We start from the raw sequence: 16,778 nt of genomic DNA, 5'->3' as shown, positions 1-16,778 counted from the left end.
AAGAAAAATAGTGGCAATTTTAAAGATAGTGGAATATCCAGCGGCAGTGCTGGAGCAGAAATGTGAACCTGTGACGACATTCGACAAGCGCCTGATTCGCCTGCTGAACAATATGTATGATACGATGCTAGAGGCGGATGGTGTAGGACTTGCTGCGCCACAAATCGGCATTGCAAAACAGATTGCAATTGTGGAAACGGATGAACAGGCAGGGAAAATAGAGCTCATAAATCCTGAAATCATCTCTTCAGAAGGCGAACAGGTAGGACCAGAGGGATGCTTGAGCTTTCCAGGTCTTTTTGGGGAGGTCAGCCGCTCCAACTATATTAAAGTGAAAGCTCAGAACCGCAAGGGGAAATGGTATGAGTTAGAAGCGAAAGGCTTCTTGGCGCGAGCTATTCAGCATGAAATAGATCATTTGAATGGAGTGCTTTTTACGAGCAAGGTCATCAGATATTTTGAAGAACAAGAGTTAGAAGGGTGATTAGATGAAACGTATCGTATTTATGGGAACACCGGACTTTGCCGTTCCGGTTCTACAGCAAATACTCAAGGATGGCTATGAGGTGATCGCGGTCGTTACTCAACCGGACCGTCCAAAAGGCAGAAAGAAAGTCCTGACCCCTCCCCCTGTTAAAGTGGAGGCGGAAAAGCATGGCATTCCTGTTTTTCAACCTGAAAAAATCAGATTGGCTGAAGAGTATGAAAAGATCACCAGGTTGGAGCCAGATCTTATTGTAACAGCGGCATTCGGCCAGATTCTACCAAAGGCTTTGCTGGAAGCTCCAAAATACGGATGTATCAATGTGCATGCCTCCCTATTGCCGAAACTTAGAGGCGGTGCTCCAATCCACTATTCCATACTTCTTGGAGAAAAGAAGACTGGAGTGACCATCATGTATATGGTGGAGAAGCTTGATGCTGGGGATATCCTGACTCAAGTGGAAGTCAGCATTACGGAAAAGGATCATGTAGGTACGCTCCACAATAAATTGAGTGAGGCCGGCTCCTTGCTGCTATCCCAAACCATGCCCCTCCTGTTTGAAGGAAAGTTGACACCAATCAAACAAAATGATGAAGAGGCAACGTTCGCTTCCAATATCAAAAGGGAACAGGAAAGAATCGATTGGTCACGTACAGGCGAGGAAATCTATAATCATATAAGAGGTTTACACCCTTGGCCAGTCGCATACACAACAATTGAAGGGCAAGTCATGAAAGTATGGTGGGGAGAAAAGGTTGAAACAAGCAGTATGGAAACACCTGGTACGATTATCGGAAAAGAAGAAGATGGATTCATTGTGAAAACTGGTAATACTATTAGTATCAAAATAACTGACCTTCAACTTGCAGGGAAAAAACGAATGACCGGGATGCAATATTTAAACGGTGCAGGAGCGTCGTTATCAGAGGGCATACAGCTAGGAGAATAAAATGAAAAACGTGAGAGAGCTTGCATTGGATGCACTGGTAAATGTGGAGAAAAAGCAGGCATACAGTAATTTGCTTGTTAACAACTACTTGGATTCAGGTAAGTTGAATAAAAAAGACGCTGGGTTATTTACGGAAATTGTGTACGGGACGATTCAGCGGACGATGACAATCGACTATTATTTGACTCCTTATATAGAAAAGCAGAAAAAACTTGAGGATTGGGTGAAGGTGCTGTTGCGTCTTACCTTGTACCAAATGCTCTACCTGGATAAAGTCCCTGAAAGAGCAGCAATTTACGAAGCCGTTGAAATCGCAAAAAAGAAAGGGCACAAAGGCGTTGCATCTGTCGTTAACGGCGTGCTAAGATCCATACAGCGCCAAGGTGTTCCCGATTTGGAAACGATGAAAAATGATGTGGATAGAATATCAATTGCCACCAGCCATCCTCGCTGGATGGTGGAAAAGTGGATAGAGCAATACGGCGTGGAAAATACCGAAAGATTGTGTGAAATGAACTTGGTTCCCCCTAGCCAGACTGCTCGGGTAAATACAGCTAAAGCTTCTGTCGAGGACGTTATCTCCATGTTGAAGGCTCAAGGATTTGATGTGGAAAAAGGCGAGGTTGCACAAGAGAGCATAGTGTCCAAAAAAGGAAACCTGGCTTATTCCAATGCCTTTAAAAACGGCTTTATCACCATTCAGGATGAAAGCTCGATGCTTGTTGCCAGAACACTAGATGTAGAACCTGGACAGACTGTTTATGATTCCTGTGCAGCCCCAGGTGGGAAAACAACCCATATCGCAGAATTGATGAAGGGGACAGGTACTGTCATTTCGACAGACCTTCATGAGCACAAAGTAAAGCTGATAAAAGAACAGGCTGACCGATTGGGCCTTTCTAATATTGAAGTAAAGGCAATGGATAGCCGAAAAGCACAAGAAGTATTCCAAAATGAAATGTTTGATAAAATCCTGGTGGATGCTCCTTGCTCTGGTTTTGGCGTAATAAGAAGAAAACCGGATCTGAAATATACAAAGACCATGCAGGATGTCAAACAGCTGGCAAGCATTCAATCTGCTATATTGGATGAGGTTGCTCCACTTGTAAAAAAAGGTGGAACTTTAGTATATAGTACATGTACAATTGATAAAGAAGAAAATACAGAAGTTGTAAATGCTTTCTTGGAGAACAACCAGGATTTTGAGATAGATATGTCCATCAAAGATTTAGTACCGCATAAGCTTGAAACATACATCCAGGACGGCATGCTCCAACTTTTGCCGCACTATTTCGGAACTGATGGATTCTTTATAGTAAGACTAAAAAGGCAGGTGTAAGGAAGATGGAACAAAAAACAACGAACATCAAGAAAAAAGAAGAAGCGACACATAAACCGTCCATCTATTCACTCCAATTGCACGAACTTGAAGAATGGTTAGTGACGAATGGAGAAAAGAAATTCAGAACAAAACAGATTTTTGAATGGCTCTATAAAAAAAGAGTGACGTCCTTTGAGGATATGTCAAACCTATCGAAGGAACTGCGCGAAAAGTTGGAGGAGCACTTCACTCTAACTACGCTCAAAACGATTGTGCAGCAAACATCCTCGGATGGAACGATGAAGTTTCTATTTGAACTTCATGACGGCTACTCCATTGAAACAGTATTGATGAGACATGAATACGGAAACTCCGTCTGCGTCACTACCCAGGTCGGCTGTCGCATCGGTTGTACGTTCTGCGCTTCTACGCTTGGAGGACTGAAAAGAAATCTGGAAGCAGGAGAAATCGTTGCCCAGGTCGTAAAAGTACAACAAGCGGTCGATGAATTGCAGGAACGTGTCAGCCATGTGGTAATCATGGGAATCGGTGAACCGTTTGACAACTATGACGAAATGCTGAGCTTCCTTAAAATTATCAATCATGATGAAGCACTGAATATCGGTGCCCGTCATATTACGGTATCCACTAGTGGGATTATACCGAAAATCTATAAGTTTGCAGATGAAAACATGCAGATCAACTTTGCTATTTCCCTGCATGCGCCTAATACGGAAATCCGTTCCCGTCTGATGCCGATCAACAAAGCGTATAAACTGCCTGACCTGATGGAAGCTGTGCACTATTACATCGAGAAGACAGGACGCAGAGTCAGCTTTGAATACGGCTTATTCGGTGGGGTCAATGATCAGGTGGAGCATGCTGAAGAATTGGCTAAGCTAGTGAAGGGGATCAAGTGTCATATCAATCTTATCCCAGTTAACTATGTACCAGAGCGTGATTATGTAAGAACGCCGAAGGAACAGATCAATCTTTTTGAGAAAACATTGAAAAATCTAGGTGTAAATGTAACAGTTCGTCGTGAGCAGGGGCATGATATCGATGCTGCGTGTGGCCAGCTACGTGCGAAGGAGCGAAAAGAAGAAACGAGGTGACAAGTGTTAATGGTCTTTTTAACAGATAAAGGGAGAGTTCGTTCGCATAATGAAGATAACGGGGGAATTTTTGTTAATAAAGACGGAACCATTTTAGCAGTTGTTTGTGATGGAATGGGGGGTCATCAAGCAGGTGATGTGGCAAGCCAGAAAGCGGTGGACCATATCAGGGAATTGTGGGAGGAGTCTATCAATGTCTCTTCTCCTGAACCTGCTGAAATTTGGTTTAAAACATATATAGGTCAAATCAATCAGTTCTTATTTGACTATGCAAACCGGCATGAAGAGTGTCATGGAATGGGAACAACCATCGTTGCGGCCATTATCGGGGATTCCTTTTTCACCATTGCCCATGTTGGTGACAGCAGGGTATATCTTGTATCAAATGGTCAGGCTAAGCAGTTGACTGAGGACCAGACATTTGTGAATGAATTGGTGAAAAGTGGCCAGATCTCTAAAGAGGATGCCGAGCATCATCCGCGAAAAAATGTTATACTACAAGCTTTAGGGACAGAGAAAACCGTGAAGATTGATTTGAAAACTATTACATATGATGACCCTGGCTATCTTTTGCTTTGCTCAGATGGATTGAGCAATAAAGTGAATGATAAAGAGCTAGTGGAAGTCTTAAAAAGTGAACATCATTCTCTGGAAAGTAAAGCCGAGAAACTGATACTCCTTGCCAATCAAAATGGCGGAGAAGATAACATAACGGTAGCTATAGTCGAATTATCTGTCACCGAAGAGGGAAGTGGGTGATATCTTTGTTAATTGGAAAAAGATTAAATGATCGCTATAAAATAATGGAAGTCATTGGCGGCGGGGGTATGGCCAATGTCTACCTTGCCCATGACATGATTCTTGACAGGGATGTAGCCGTAAAGGTACTACGCTTAGATTTTGCCAATGATGAAGAATTTATTCGTAGATTTCGCAGAGAAGCACAGTCTGCAACAAGCCTGGATCATCCAAACATCGTGAGCATCTATGATATCGGGGAAGAGGATGATATCTACTATATCGTCATGGAACACGTATCAGGCAAAACCTTGAAGCAGTACATCCAGCAATTTGCTCCAATTGAACAGTACAATACAGTAGAAATCATGAAACAACTCACATCTGCGATTGCACATGCACATGAAAATGGAATCATCCATCGTGATATTAAACCGCAGAATATTCTTATAGATGATTACGGTACGATAAAGGTGACTGACTTCGGGATTGCAATGGCGCTTAGCTCCACTACCATAACGCAGACAAATTCCTTGTTGGGGTCCGTTCATTATTTATCACCGGAGCAGGCCAGGGGAAGCCTTGCTACCAAGAAATCTGATGTATATGCCCTTGGGATTGTCATGTTTGAAATGCTTACAGGAAGATTGCCTTTTTCAGGTGAATCTGCCGTTTCCATTGCGTTGAAGCATCTACAATCTGAGACGCCATCACCCAAAAGATGGAATCCTGCCATTCCACAAAGCCTGGAGAATGTGGTATTGAAATCCATGGCAAAGGACCCGAATCATCGTTACGGTTCGGTGGAGGCAATGCTTGAGGATCTGACTACGGTATTGGAATCAAACCGAGTGAACGAACCGAAGTTCTTTATTCCGAATGACGACGATGAAGCGACAAAGGCGATCCCAGTCATAAAAGGTGACCTATCCAAGCATCTATTGAACAATCATGAAACCAAGGTGGTCCCTACAGATACCATCGCTCCACCGCCTAAGGAGGGTGAGCCTCCCAAAAAGAAGAAAAAGAAAAAGAAAAAGTGGATGATGTTTTTACTTATTCTGCTTTTGCTACTGGGAGTAGGTTCTGTTGCTGCCTTTACCCTCCTCCCATCCATACTTCTTCCAAAGGATATCGTCGTTCCTGATGTGTCAAACATGGAATATGAGGATGCAAGGGATGAACTGTTGGATGAGGGCTTTGTCATTAAAGCTACAGAGGATGAGCCGAATGATGAGATAGAAGAAGGTTTTGTTACAAGAACATCCCCTGAAGCCGGTAAAACAAGAAAAGAAGGCTCTGAAATAACTATCTACCGTAGTGCAGGCAAAGAAAAAGTGGAAGTGGATGATTATACAACCCTACAGGTTGATGATGCGATACGCAGAATTAAATTGGTGGAACCGAAATATAAAGATTATTCGGTAGAAGAAGTGTTTTCCGAGGAAGCGGAAGAGGGGACGGTCATTCGTCAGACTCCTGTTCCAGGTGAATTGGTCATCCCTGAAGATGAGGTAGTGAAGCTCGTCGTATCCAAGGGTGCAAGCCCGATTATCCTTGATGATTACCAGGGCTCATCGATTGAATTTGCCCAAAGGCATCTGGCAACTTTGCTTCTTGAACCGGTCATTCAAGAAGAATTCCATGCTGAGGTTTCTGCCGGAAATATAATCAAACAGGATCCCGCTCCGGAATCACAGGTGAAAAAAGGCGATAAAATCCAGCTGATTGTTTCCAAAGGTCCGCAGCCTGAAGATAAGACAACAGACATTCCGCTTGAAATAACGTATAAACCTGCCGAAGAAGGAGCAGAACAAAAAGTGGAGCTCTTTGTGGAAGATTTGAACACCAATATGGATCAGCCGAAAGAAACCTATATCATTACGGAAGATCTTATCACAAGCTTCACCATAACCGTTCCTTATAAACAGAAAGCGAAATATAGAGTGCTTGTAGATGGGGAAGAAGTTCAATCAGTGACAATCGATTACGATGATATTGAGTAATTATTAAGGAGTGAGTGTATGCCTGAAGGCAAGATTGTCAAGGCATTAAGCGGTTTTTATTACGTTTTGACAGCAGATGGCCATATAACCCAATGCAGGGGACGAGGAGTTTTCCGCAAAAATAAGATCACGCCCCTAGTTGGGGATATGGTGGTATTCCAAGCGGACAACGACCAGGAAGGGTATATCCTTGAGGTTCTGCCCCGCATGAATGAAATGGTGAGACCTCCCATTGCGAATATCGATCAGGCCATCCTGGTTTTTTCCGCCATGGAGCCCGAGTTCAGTACGGTACTTCTGGACAGGTTCCTTGTGCTGATTGAATCGAAAGAAGTGACACCACTTATTTGCATATCCAAGATGGATCTGCTTGAAGAAGATGAAAAACTGATGGGATTTGCCAACTATTATCGGGAAATCGGATATGAAGTGGTCCTGACGTCAACCAAAGAGCCGGAACAATTAAAACAAATACTTCCGTACCTCAAGGATAAGACATCCGTCATTGCAGGACAGTCAGGAGTGGGAAAATCCTCCCTTCTAAATGTTCTTCGTCCTGAACTGGAATTGAAAACAGATGACATCTCCTCGCATCTTGGCCGCGGGAAGCATACAACCAGACACGTGGAACTAATGGAAATCAATGATGGTTTTGTAGCAGATACACCAGGGTTCAGTTCGCTTGAATTCCTGGAAATGGCGGCAGAGGAAGTAAAGGAGTGCTTTCCTGAGTTTGTGAGTATAAGCGATCAATGCAAGTTCAGGGAATGCACCCATCTGAAAGAACCGAAATGTGCGGTGAAAACTGCTGTGGAAGCGGAAGAAATTGCAGCTTTCCGCTACAAGCATTATGTTTCCTTTGTGGAAGAAATAAAAGACAGAAAGCCGAGGTACTAAAATATGATAAAAATCGCCCCCTCAATCCTGAGCTCAGACTTTGCCAATTTGCAAAAAGACATACAAGATGTGGAGCAAGGCGGAGCCGACTATATTCATATTGATGTGATGGATGGTCACTTTGTACCAAATATCACGATTGGTCCACTTGTTGTGGAAGCGATCCGTCCGATAACAAAGCTTCCTTTGGACGTCCACTTGATGATTGAAAATCCTGACACATACATCTCAGCTTTTGCAAAAGCTGGAGCTGATATCATTTCGGTACACGTAGAGGCTTGCCGTCATCTTCATCGTACAGTTCAACTCATCAAGGCTGAAGGAGTGAAGGCAGGGGTTGTCATCAATCCCGCCACTCCTGTGGAAAGCATCATCCCCATCCTGAATGATGTGGATCTGGTATTGCTTATGACAGTCAATCCTGGCTTTGGTGGACAAGCATTCATTGAAAGTGTCCTGCCAAAAATCAGTCAGGTAAGATCTCTCATAACGGAAAGGGGTTTATCGGTTGAAGTGGAGGTAGACGGCGGAGTCAATCCAGAAACTGCTGCCCTTTGCGTTGAAGCTGGAGCAGATGTACTTGTAGCAGGTTCGGCCATCTATCAACAAACAGACCGTAAAAAAGCCATTTCATCCATACGTGGAAACATGACATAAACCTGAAACTTGAGTGGAATGCTAAAGTTATGAATGGAGGTTTTTTCATGAATAATTCCAAGGATGAGGCAGCAATTCTAGAACAGGCACTTCAATTTGCTTTGGCTAACAGTACCGACTATCAGGAGATAGGCATGTATGAACAGGTACTGTCAAAATTCCATAAAAAGAATCAAACGCAGATGGACGGCTTTCGCTACGACTACGATGATTCATCGATTTAAAAGGTCTTCTTATAGAAGGCTTTTTTTATTATTGAATGTTTATAAGCAAATGAATAAACCGTTTTTATCTATTGATAGAGAGGATTAAAATTTATTGAACTATCCCCCTGTTGGTTGGAGCGCAAGGGGTGAGACTCCTGCGGGAGAAGCGAGTCCAAGGGAGACCCCACAGGCGCGAATGCGCCGAGGAGGCTCCCGGACCGCCCTGGATAAGCGAACCCCTCTCGCTGCAACCAACAGGGGTGTTGGAAGCGCACATTAGTCTTTGCGGAAATTGCACATGAATAAAGGAGAAAAAGAAAATGATTATTAATATCGTGGCAGGTGGACCACCGGAAAATATCCCGGCCTTTGGAGCAGACACTTCTGAAACCGTCACCTGGGTCGGAGTCGACAGGGGCGTCCACTACCTATTGGAACAAAATATTATCCCATCGAAGGCCTTCGGGGATTTTGACTCTGTTACACCTGCAGAACTGGTTGAAATGAAAAGGAAAATAACTGACCTTGACTTGTTTCCAAGTGAAAAGGACGAAACGGATACAGAGCTTGCAGTCAACTGGGCCATGGCACAAAACCCTACATCCATTACCATGTTTGGTGTAACCGGAGGAAGACTGGACCATTTTCTCGGCAATGTGCAGCTCATGTTAAAAGGGAACCAAAACGGGATCACCATTGAAATCCAGGATAATCAAAATATCCTTACCCTGGTCAATCCCGGCTTTTATACCATGAAAAAGGATGAGAACCTCCCATACATTTCATTCCTTCCCATAAGCCCTACCGTTAGCGGAATCACCCTGGATGGATTTAAATATCCCCTAAAAAATAGGAATATAAAATGGGGCGACACACTATGTATAAGTAATGAACTAGATACTGAAAATGGTACTTTTTCATTTAAGGATGGCATATTAATGATGATAAGGAGCCGTGATTTATCCCATTTTATGTGACGGCATTCTTCATCTGCACGTATTCATTCATATCTACTATGGTTAAAAAGTTCCGGGGAGGGAAATGGAATGAAATTTTATACAATAAAGTTGCCGAGGTTTTTAGGTGGTATCATCCGTGCCATGCTGGGGTCGTTTAAAAAAGAGTAAAGCACCTTTATGAGGTGCTTTTTTGATAAATATTCCGATAATAATATTATGTTAACTAAAAGGGAACAAGTAAAAAGCGACAGGGGATTGTCCCTGTCGCTTTTGCATGTGCGCTTATAAAATTATACGCGCTCAACTTTACCTGATTTTAAGGCTCTTGCAGATACGTATACACGCTTTGGCTTACCATCTACTAAGATACGAACTTTTTGAAGGTTTGCACCCCAAGTACGTCTTGAAGAGTTCATTGCGTGAGAACGTGAGTTACCAGAACCAGTCTTTTTGCCAGTGATTACACATTTACGTGCCATGTTTAATTCCCTCCTAACTACAAAGAAACATCAATCAATATTTTCATTTAGTGTCAGAAAAACGATGCACGGGACCTCCGTCAAAAGGAAGCAGGTCCATACAGTGTCTTTCTATTCATAGATAAAACAGTTGAAAATACTTATATAATTTAACATACAACCCCGCACAATGCAATAGTTCTGAAGAAAGCTTTCAAGAAAAAAGCCTTGACATACATGTTTCTAGCATTCAGTATAATAATAGTATTATTACAATAGTATTCGTCTGCTTTCAAAAACCTTTCTTTTATAGTAAAATAACGAGTAGACAAGGTGAATAAACCAATCGAAGGGGGAACCTTTATGTCCATCGAACTAAAAACATCTTATGGTCAAATAGATATTTCTAATGATGTAATTGCAACAATCGCAGGTGGAGCAGCTGTAGACTGCTATGGCATCGTAGGAATGGCTTCCAAAAGCCAGCTTAAAGATGGGTTGTCAGAAATACTTCGAAAAGAAAACTTTACAAAGGGCGTTATCGTACGCCAGGAAGAAGATCGACTACATATTGATATGTACATCATTGTAAGCTATGGAACGAAAATTTCAGAAGTGGCGCATAATGTACAGACTAAAGTAAAATATACCCTTAATCAAATGCTCGGTCTTTCCGTTGATTCATTAAACATTTATGTACAGGGAGTTCGAGTTACGAACCCGTAATAAGGAGGAAAATTTAGTGTCAGTAAAAGTTCTAAATGGGAAACGTTTTGCACAGATGGTTATCCAGGGTGCAAATCATTTATCTAACAACGCCAAGACTGTGGATGCGTTGAATGTGTTTCCGGTTCCGGATGGAGATACAGGTACAAACATGAACCTTTCCATCACATCAGGAGCAAAGGAAGTAAAAAACAATGTTTCCGAGCATATCGGTAGTGTTGGTTCTGCTCTGGCTAAAGGCCTGCTTATGGGGGCAAGAGGTAACTCGGGGGTTATTCTTTCTCAGCTATTCCGTGGATTCTCCAAGCATATCGAATCAAAGGAAACAATCACAAGCAAGGATTTTGCACATGCGCTTGAAGCAGGAGTTCAAACGGCCTATAAAGCTGTTATGAAGCCTGTGGAAGGAACTATTTTAACGGTTGCGAAAGATGCAGCCAAAAAGGCGGTCGCTGTTGCAAAGAACGAAGACGATATCATTGTTTTAATGGAAGAAACGCTAAAGGAAGCGAATGCATCTTTGAAGCGTACTCCTGACCTGCTGCCAGTTCTTAAGGAAGTTGGTGTAGTCGACAGTGGTGGACAAGGTCTCGTTTATATTTATGAGGGCTTCCTGGCTGAATTGAAAGGCCAAAGAATTGAAGATATCGTACCAACCACTTCGATGAACCAACTGGTTAGTGCAGAACACCATAAAAATGTCCATGCGGCCATCAATACAGAGGATATAGAATTCGGTTACTGTACAGAATTCATGGTTAAATTCGAAGCGGATAAATTGAAGGCGAATCCTTTTACAGAAGATAAATTTCGCAATGACCTATCTCAACATGGAGATTCTTTACTGGTCATCGCTGACGATGAAATTGTAAAAGTTCATATCCACGCAGAGCAGCCTGGCGATGTGTTGACTTACGGTCAGCGCTACGGCAGTCTTATCAACATGAAGATTGAAAACATGCGTGAGCAGCATAGCAACCTACTTTTTGAAGAAGATGAATATGCTGCACCGACTGTTGCACCACAAGCGAACAAAAAGCGTGAGAAGTTTGGAATAATCACTGTTGCAATGGGTGAGGGTATTGCGGAGCTATTTAAGAGCATCGGAGCAAAGGCTGTTATTGAAGGCGGCCAAACGATGAATCCGAGTACAGAGGATATCTTAAAGGCAATTGAGGAAGTAAATGCCGACAACGTCATTATCCTTCCTAACAACAGTAATATCATCATGGCTGCTAAGCAGGCTGCTGAAGTTGCCGACCAGAATGTTGCAGTAATTGAGAGCAAAACGGTTCCACAAGGAATGGCAGCCATTCTTGCTTTCAATCCTACAGGTGAGCTGGCAGACAACGAAGAGACAATGAAAGAGGCTCTTACATCTGTTAAAACCGGTCAGGTTACATTTGCTGTAAGAGACACCAACATCGATGGAATTGAAATCCAGAAAAATGATTTCATGGGAATCGCTGACGGTAAAATTGTCATTACCAGCAAAGATAGAAGGCAGGCTGCCAAAGATCTGCTTGATACGATGATGGATGATGATGCAGAAATCCTGACTGTCATTTATGGTGAAGATGTTTCCCAGGAAGAAGTAGACGAATTGGTGGAAGAACTTGAGCAGGCGTATCCGGATGCTGAAGTGGAAGTTCACAACGGAAAACAGCCGTTATACTCCTACATCTTCTCTATTGAATAAAGTCCTATAATCAGGAAAAAAGAATCAATACAAAAGAAGGGGTAAATACCCTTCTTTTGTATGTTTTTTTATCAACCAAGGTGTTGGAAATCTCTGTTTATTTTAAGTGCCTAGTGCGGAAATCAACAGCGGTATTTAAAGAGGCAATTACATTTGTCATAGAGGGGGAGTGGGGAAATGAAGTATAAAAGCGTCTTTGATATTATTGGTCCTGTAATGATTGGTCCATCAAGTTCTCACACAGCGGGAGCTGCCAGAATTGGTCGTGTTGCGAGAAGTCTGTTTGGCAGACAGCCTGAATGGGCAAGCATCTCCTTTTATGGCTCTTTTGCTAAAACATATAAAGGTCACGGGACGGACGTTGCGATTGTCGGCGGACTTCTGGATTTCGATACATTTGATGAACGAATCAAAACCTCCCTATCCATTGCTGACTCATTGAGCATGAAAGTTGAATTCATAGAGGAAGAAGCAATAACGGATCATCCTAACACTGCAAAAGTTCGGATTGGTGACGAACAGGGAGAACTAGAGCTTGTAGGCATCTCCATCGGTGGAGGAAAGATTGAAATCACAGAGCTGAATGGCTTTGAATTGAGGCTTTCAGGGAACCATCCGGCGCTCTTGGTAGTGCATAATGACCGATATGGTGCGATTGCTGGAGTAGCTAATGTACTTGCGAAATTTGCCATCAATGTCGGACATATGGAAGTTTCCCGCAAAGAAAAAGGGAAACAGGCATTGATGACAATAGAAGTGGATCAGAATATTGATGATGCGGTAATCAATGAGCTGTCTGCGTTGCCTCATATTACACAAGTAACGAAAATAGTGGATTAACTTTCAGTATAATAATGTTAGCGCTTTCAAGTAGAGGTAAGGGGGAACTTAGTATGTTTCGAAATGTAGCAGAATTAATTGAGCTTGCCGAAAGCACCGGTAAGAAAATATCCCAGATCATGATCGAACAGGAAATGGAGTTTACCGGTAAGAGCAAAGAGGACATCATTTCGCAGATGGATCGAAATCTTGAGGTGATGGAACAGGCGGTGGAAAGAGGGCTGCAAGGGGTGAAATCCGTTTCAGGTCTTACTGGAGGAGATGCAGTCCTATTACAGAAGTATATTGAATCCGGGAAGTCTTTGACTGGTAAAAATATTCTGGATGCGGTTAGTAAAGCTGTTGCCACCAATGAAGTTAATGCAGCAATGGGAACGATCTGTGCTACACCGACTGCAGGATCTGCAGGAGTAGTTCCTGGTACACTATTTGCCGTAAAGAATGTGTTAAATCCAACACGTGAGGAAATGATCAATTTCCTGTTCACTTCTGGAGCATTCGGGTTTGTTGTAGCAAATAATGCCTCCATATCAGGTGCAGCTGGTGGATGTCAGGCTGAAGTTGGCTCAGCTTCCGGTATGGCTGCTGCCGCAATCGTGGAAATGGCAGGGGGCACACCAGATCAATGTGCACAAGCAATGGCCATTACACTGAAAAACATGTTAGGATTAGTATGCGACCCTGTAGCTGGCTTGGTAGAGGTCCCTTGTGTCAAAAGAAATGCAATGGGAGCGGCCAATGCCATGGTAGCAGCAGATATGGCGCTAGCAGGAATTACAAGTAGAATTCCTTGCGATGAAGTGATTGACGCGATGTACAGAATCGGTCAAACGATGCCGACTGCACTAAAAGAAACGGCGCAAGGAGGGTTGGCGGCAACACCAACTGGACGTGAACTAGAAGCGAAAATATTTGGTGTTCCCTTACAAAAAGGTGAGTAAACTATCTGAAACTTCAATAACAAATGTTAAAGGTATTGGGGAAGAGACAGCGAATTCCCTTCATAGCATGGGAATTGAATCCGTAGAGGATCTTCTCATGCATCTACCATATCGATATGAAGACTATCGCTTGCGGGATATTTCCGAAGTGAAACATGATGAGAAAATAACAGTGGAAGGGAAGGTTCATGGTGAGCCTTCTCTTATGTATTATGGGAAGAAGAAATCAAGACTGACTTTTAGGGTTTTTGTAGGAAGTTTTCTAGTAAAGGCAGTCTGTTTCAACCGACCGTTCTACAAAAACAAACTGGCAATCAATGATACCATCACCATTACAGGTAAGTGGGACCAGCATAGACAGACCATCACGGTTCTGGAAATACATTTTGGTCCTTTTACTCAAGAGAGGGAAGTGGAGCCGGTCTATTCTGTAAAGGGGAATATTACGGTCAAGCAGATGAGAAAGTTCATCCACTCTGCCCTAAAAGAGTACGGCGACCGAATCGATAATTCGTTGCCGCCTGTTCTGCTGCAAAAGTATAAACTGCCATCAAAGAAGGACTCCATTTCCGCCTTACATAATCCCGTCAATCAAGAAATGCTGAAAGGAGCCAGACGCTATCTCGTCTATGAAGAGTTTCTGATGTTTCAGCTGAAAATACAGGCGCTGCGTAAATATCAACGAGAGCATTCCAAAGGAATCTCCCAAAAATTTGCTGAGAAGAGCTTGAATGAATTTATTCAGGGTCTCCCTTTTCCTCTGACGGGTGCTCAAGCTCGGGTGTTGAGAGAAATTCTTGGAGATATGGCTTCTCCTTACAGGATGAACCGCTTGCTCCAGGGGGATGTGGGATCCGGGAAAACCGTTGTTGCGGCAATTGGTCTGTATGCATCTTATCTTTCCGGCTATCAGGGAGCGTTGATGGTCCCAACTGAAATTCTTGCAGAACAGCATGCACAATCCCTGACAGGGCTGTTTGCATCTACCTCTTTAAGGGTTGAACTTCTGACGAGTTCTGTAAAAGGAAAGAGAAGAAGAGAGATTCTGGAGCAATTGAAAAATGGGGAAATAGATATTTTGATAGGAACACACGCACTGATACAGGACGAAGTGGATTTTGCCAGATTAGGTCTTGTCATCACGGATGAACAACATCGTTTTGGCGTAGGGCAAAGGAGAATTTTGAGAGAAAAAGGGGAGAGTCCTGATGTGTTGTTCATGACTGCCACCCCTATTCCAAGAACTCTTGCCATTACTGCCTTCGGAGAGATGGATGTCTCCATCATTGATGAAATGCCTGCAGGACGAAAAGCGATTGAAACCTATTGGGCTAAACACCAAATGATTGATAGGGTACTGAGCTTTGTGGAAAAAGAACTGCTGAAAGGAAGACAGGCCTATGTGATCTGCCCCCTCATAGAAGAATCGGAAAAACTCGATGTGCAAAATGCCATTGATGTCCATGATATGCTGACCCACTATTACCGGGGTAAATGGAAAATTGGTCTTATGCATGGCCGTCTGAATTCCGATGAGAAAGAAAAGGTTATGCAGGAATTCAGCGACAACGAGTCACAGGTATTGGTTTCCACTACTGTAGTAGAGGTGGGAGTCAACGTCCCGAATGCTACGATGATGGTGATCTACGATGCAGAGCGGTTTGGCTTATCACAACTCCATCAATTAAGAGGACGAGTAGGACGCGGCTCCGAGCAGTCTTACTGTATTCTGCTCGCAGATCCTAAATCTGAAGTAGGGAAAGAACGGATGAAAATCATGACAGAAACGAATGATGGCTTCGTCCTATCTGAAAAAGATCTCGAACTCAGAGGGCCTGGTGACTTTTTTGGAAGAAAGCAAAGCGGTGTTCCTGAGTTTAAAGTGGCCGACATGGTTCATGATTACCGCGCCTTAGAAGTTGCCAGACAGGATGCCTACGATCTTCTTCATTCGCAAAGATTTTGGGAAGAAGACCAATATGAGGGTTTAAGGACCGTGATTGAGGAATCAGGCGTTCTGGATGGCGAAAAACTGGATTGATTTCACCACATAATCTCGGAAGCTAGCAGAAATCTGCTAGCTTCCCTTTTTGATTAAAAGTATGATTTTAATTGTAAATCGCCTTTATATAAAGATTTTTTCTTGCATTATAAAGGACTCCTATATATACTACTATTAGTACCTAGTCATAATAGTTCGGATGGTGTAAATAGATGAGAAGAAATAAAAAGGAGCGCCAATTATCGTTAAAAGACAAGATTAAAGAGAATCCTTTTATTACGGATGAAGAATTGGCGGAATTTTTTCAAGTGAGCATTCAAACGATCCGATTGGATCGACTGGAACTTAGTATTCCTGAATTAAGGGAAAGAATAAAAAATGTAGCGGCCCGTACGTTAGAAAAAGAAGTCCGCTCCTTGCCGATTGAAGAGATAATCGGGGAGATCATTGATCTGGAGCTGGATCAATCTGCCATTTCCATCTTTGACGTTCAGAGCGAGCATGTATTTAAAAGAAACAATATTACACGTGGCCATCACCTATTCGCACAGGCAAACTCGTTGGCCGTTGCCGTCATCAATGACGAATTGGCATTGACAGCTAAAGCGACCATACGCTTTACAAGACCCGTAAAGCTCGGGGAACGCATCGTAGCCAAAGCGGTGGTCAGTAAAGTAGACAAGGAAAAGGGCAGAACAACCGTTGAAGTGAAAAGCACCGTTGGTAGCGAAAAGGTATTTCACGGGGAGTTTGAAATGTTCCGGTCTACGAGTTTTTAAT

The 16,778-nt window shown here is 43.0% G+C and carries 18 protein-coding genes; 17 read left to right on the top strand and 1 reads right to left on the bottom strand.

Translation table 11 applies throughout. From position 1 onward, the window contains the following. Positions 1–10: 10 nt before the first annotated feature. The 11 genes from def to spoVM all read left to right on the top strand — a co-directional run bounded on the left by def (position 11) and on the right by spoVM (position 9,500). On the top strand, positions 11–484 hold the full coding sequence (gene def / locus ABN702_RS10445) for a peptide deformylase (RefSeq protein WP_417900600.1): 474 nt from the start codon (positions 11–13) through the stop codon (positions 482–484). Positions 485–488: 4 nt separating this feature from the next. Beyond that, positions 489–1,433, top strand: coding sequence for a methionyl-tRNA formyltransferase (gene fmt, locus ABN702_RS10440; protein WP_417900599.1), 945 nt, complete (start codon positions 489–491; stop codon positions 1,431–1,433). Position 1,434: 1 nt separating this feature from the next. Further along, positions 1,435–2,772 carry a 16S rRNA (cytosine(967)-C(5))-methyltransferase RsmB gene (rsmB, locus tag ABN702_RS10435; protein ID WP_417900598.1) on the top strand — a complete coding sequence of 446 codons (1,338 nt, stop codon included), beginning with the start codon at positions 1,435–1,437 and terminating at the stop codon, positions 2,770–2,772. A 5-nt stretch (positions 2,773–2,777) separates the two neighbouring features. Continuing rightward, complete coding sequence (gene rlmN, locus ABN702_RS10430) at positions 2,778–3,869, top strand: 23S rRNA (adenine(2503)-C(2))-methyltransferase RlmN (RefSeq protein WP_417900597.1); 1,092 nt, start codon at positions 2,778–2,780, stop codon at positions 3,867–3,869. Positions 3,870–3,878: 9 nt separating this feature from the next. Continuing rightward, positions 3,879–4,628 carry a Stp1/IreP family PP2C-type Ser/Thr phosphatase gene (locus ABN702_RS10425; RefSeq protein WP_417900596.1) on the top strand — a complete coding sequence of 250 codons (750 nt, stop codon included), beginning with the start codon at positions 3,879–3,881 and terminating at the stop codon, positions 4,626–4,628. Then, positions 4,625–6,613 carry a Stk1 family PASTA domain-containing Ser/Thr kinase gene (pknB, locus tag ABN702_RS10420; protein ID WP_417900595.1) on the top strand — a complete coding sequence of 663 codons (1,989 nt, stop codon included), beginning with the start codon at positions 4,625–4,627 and terminating at the stop codon, positions 6,611–6,613. The genes ABN702_RS10425 and pknB overlap by 4 nt, the downstream gene beginning before the upstream one ends. Before the next feature lie 18 nt (positions 6,614–6,631). Then, a complete protein-coding gene (gene rsgA, locus ABN702_RS10415; RefSeq protein ID WP_417900594.1) occupies positions 6,632–7,510 on the top strand; it encodes a ribosome small subunit-dependent GTPase A in 879 nt (292 codons plus the stop codon). 3 nt (positions 7,511–7,513) lie between these two features. After that, positions 7,514–8,167, top strand: a complete 654-nt coding sequence (rpe, locus tag ABN702_RS10410; protein ID WP_417900593.1) for a ribulose-phosphate 3-epimerase — start codon at positions 7,514–7,516, stop codon at positions 8,165–8,167. Between the two features lie 47 nt (positions 8,168–8,214). Continuing rightward, on the top strand, positions 8,215–8,391 hold the full coding sequence (locus ABN702_RS10405; RefSeq protein ID WP_417900592.1) for a hypothetical protein: 177 nt from the start codon (positions 8,215–8,217) through the stop codon (positions 8,389–8,391). Positions 8,392–8,693: 302 nt separating this feature from the next. Beyond that, positions 8,694–9,350: a thiamine diphosphokinase gene (locus ABN702_RS10400; protein WP_417900591.1), complete on the top strand. Its 657-nt coding sequence runs from the start codon at positions 8,694–8,696 to the stop codon at positions 9,348–9,350. A gap of 69 nt (positions 9,351–9,419) precedes the next feature. Next, the gene (gene spoVM, locus ABN702_RS10395; RefSeq protein ID WP_060665857.1) at positions 9,420–9,500 is read left to right on the top strand and encodes a stage V sporulation protein SpoVM; all 81 of its coding nucleotides are present in this window, start codon (positions 9,420–9,422) and stop codon (positions 9,498–9,500) included. Positions 9,501–9,622: 122 nt separating this feature from the next. On the opposite strand, the gene rpmB is transcribed toward spoVM, so the two are convergent. Next, positions 9,623–9,811, bottom strand: coding sequence for a 50S ribosomal protein L28 (gene rpmB / locus ABN702_RS10390; RefSeq protein WP_204413591.1), 189 nt, complete (start codon positions 9,809–9,811; stop codon positions 9,623–9,625). A 342-nt stretch (positions 9,812–10,153) separates the two neighbouring features. On the opposite strand from rpmB, the gene ABN702_RS10385 reads away from it, so the two are divergent. The 6 genes from ABN702_RS10385 to fapR all read left to right on the top strand — a co-directional run bounded on the left by ABN702_RS10385 (position 10,154) and on the right by fapR (position 16,777). Beyond that, entirely contained in the window at positions 10,154–10,516 is a 363-nt protein-coding gene (locus ABN702_RS10385; protein ID WP_386637596.1) for an Asp23/Gls24 family envelope stress response protein, read from the top strand. Positions 10,517–10,532: 16 nt separating this feature from the next. Continuing rightward, positions 10,533–12,215, top strand: a complete 1,683-nt coding sequence (locus ABN702_RS10380) for a DAK2 domain-containing protein (RefSeq protein WP_417900590.1) — start codon at positions 10,533–10,535, stop codon at positions 12,213–12,215. A 177-nt stretch (positions 12,216–12,392) separates the two neighbouring features. Then, positions 12,393–13,055: an L-serine ammonia-lyase, iron-sulfur-dependent subunit beta gene (gene sdaAB, locus ABN702_RS10375; RefSeq protein ID WP_417900589.1), complete on the top strand. Its 663-nt coding sequence runs from the start codon at positions 12,393–12,395 to the stop codon at positions 13,053–13,055. Between the two features lie 53 nt (positions 13,056–13,108). Continuing rightward, positions 13,109–13,996 (top strand): L-serine ammonia-lyase, iron-sulfur-dependent, subunit alpha, encoded by an 888-nt coding sequence (sdaAA, locus tag ABN702_RS10370; protein WP_417900588.1) that lies wholly within the window; start codon positions 13,109–13,111, stop codon positions 13,994–13,996. Beyond that, the gene (recG, locus tag ABN702_RS10365; protein ID WP_417900587.1) at positions 13,989–16,037 is read left to right on the top strand and encodes an ATP-dependent DNA helicase RecG; all 2,049 of its coding nucleotides are present in this window, start codon (positions 13,989–13,991) and stop codon (positions 16,035–16,037) included. Before sdaAA ends, recG begins: the two co-directional genes overlap by 8 nt. Before the next feature lie 173 nt (positions 16,038–16,210). Further along, positions 16,211–16,777 (top strand): transcription factor FapR, encoded by a 567-nt coding sequence (gene fapR, locus ABN702_RS10360; RefSeq protein ID WP_417900586.1) that lies wholly within the window; start codon positions 16,211–16,213, stop codon positions 16,775–16,777. Position 16,778 lies beyond the last annotated feature (1 nt).

Source organism: Bacillus haimaensis (genome assembly GCF_048270625.1).
Classification (GTDB): Bacteria; Bacillota; Bacilli; order Bacillales; family Bacillaceae_I; genus Sutcliffiella_A; species Sutcliffiella_A haimaensis.
Note: the sequence above shows the minus strand (reverse complement) of the source record. Positions and strands in the feature narration are given on the sequence as shown.

Coding starts and splice junctions, on each gene's coding strand:
- ABN702_RS10385 (WP_386637596.1), top strand. CDS start 10,154: ATGTCCATCGAACTAAAAACATCTTATGGTCAAATAGATATTTCTAAT.
- ABN702_RS10405 (WP_417900592.1), top strand. CDS start 8,215: ATGAATAATTCCAAGGATGAGGCAGCAATTCTAGAACAGGCACTTCAA.
- ABN702_RS10400 (WP_417900591.1), top strand. CDS start 8,694: ATGATTATTAATATCGTGGCAGGTGGACCACCGGAAAATATCCCGGCC.
- rsmB (WP_417900598.1), top strand. CDS start 1,435: ATGAAAAACGTGAGAGAGCTTGCATTGGATGCACTGGTAAATGTGGAG.
- ABN702_RS10425 (WP_417900596.1), top strand. CDS start 3,879: ATGGTCTTTTTAACAGATAAAGGGAGAGTTCGTTCGCATAATGAAGAT.
- fmt (WP_417900599.1), top strand. CDS start 489: ATGAAACGTATCGTATTTATGGGAACACCGGACTTTGCCGTTCCGGTT.
- spoVM (WP_060665857.1), top strand. CDS start 9,420: ATGAAATTTTATACAATAAAGTTGCCGAGGTTTTTAGGTGGTATCATC.
- rpmB (WP_204413591.1), bottom strand. CDS start 9,811: ATGGCACGTAAATGTGTAATCACTGGCAAAAAGACTGGTTCTGGTAAC.
- sdaAA (WP_417900588.1), top strand. CDS start 13,109: ATGTTTCGAAATGTAGCAGAATTAATTGAGCTTGCCGAAAGCACCGGT.
- rlmN (WP_417900597.1), top strand. CDS start 2,778: ATGGAACAAAAAACAACGAACATCAAGAAAAAAGAAGAAGCGACACAT.
- rpe (WP_417900593.1), top strand. CDS start 7,514: ATGATAAAAATCGCCCCCTCAATCCTGAGCTCAGACTTTGCCAATTTG.
- rsgA (WP_417900594.1), top strand. CDS start 6,632: ATGCCTGAAGGCAAGATTGTCAAGGCATTAAGCGGTTTTTATTACGTT.
- fapR (WP_417900586.1), top strand. CDS start 16,211: ATGAGAAGAAATAAAAAGGAGCGCCAATTATCGTTAAAAGACAAGATT.
- sdaAB (WP_417900589.1), top strand. CDS start 12,393: ATGAAGTATAAAAGCGTCTTTGATATTATTGGTCCTGTAATGATTGGT.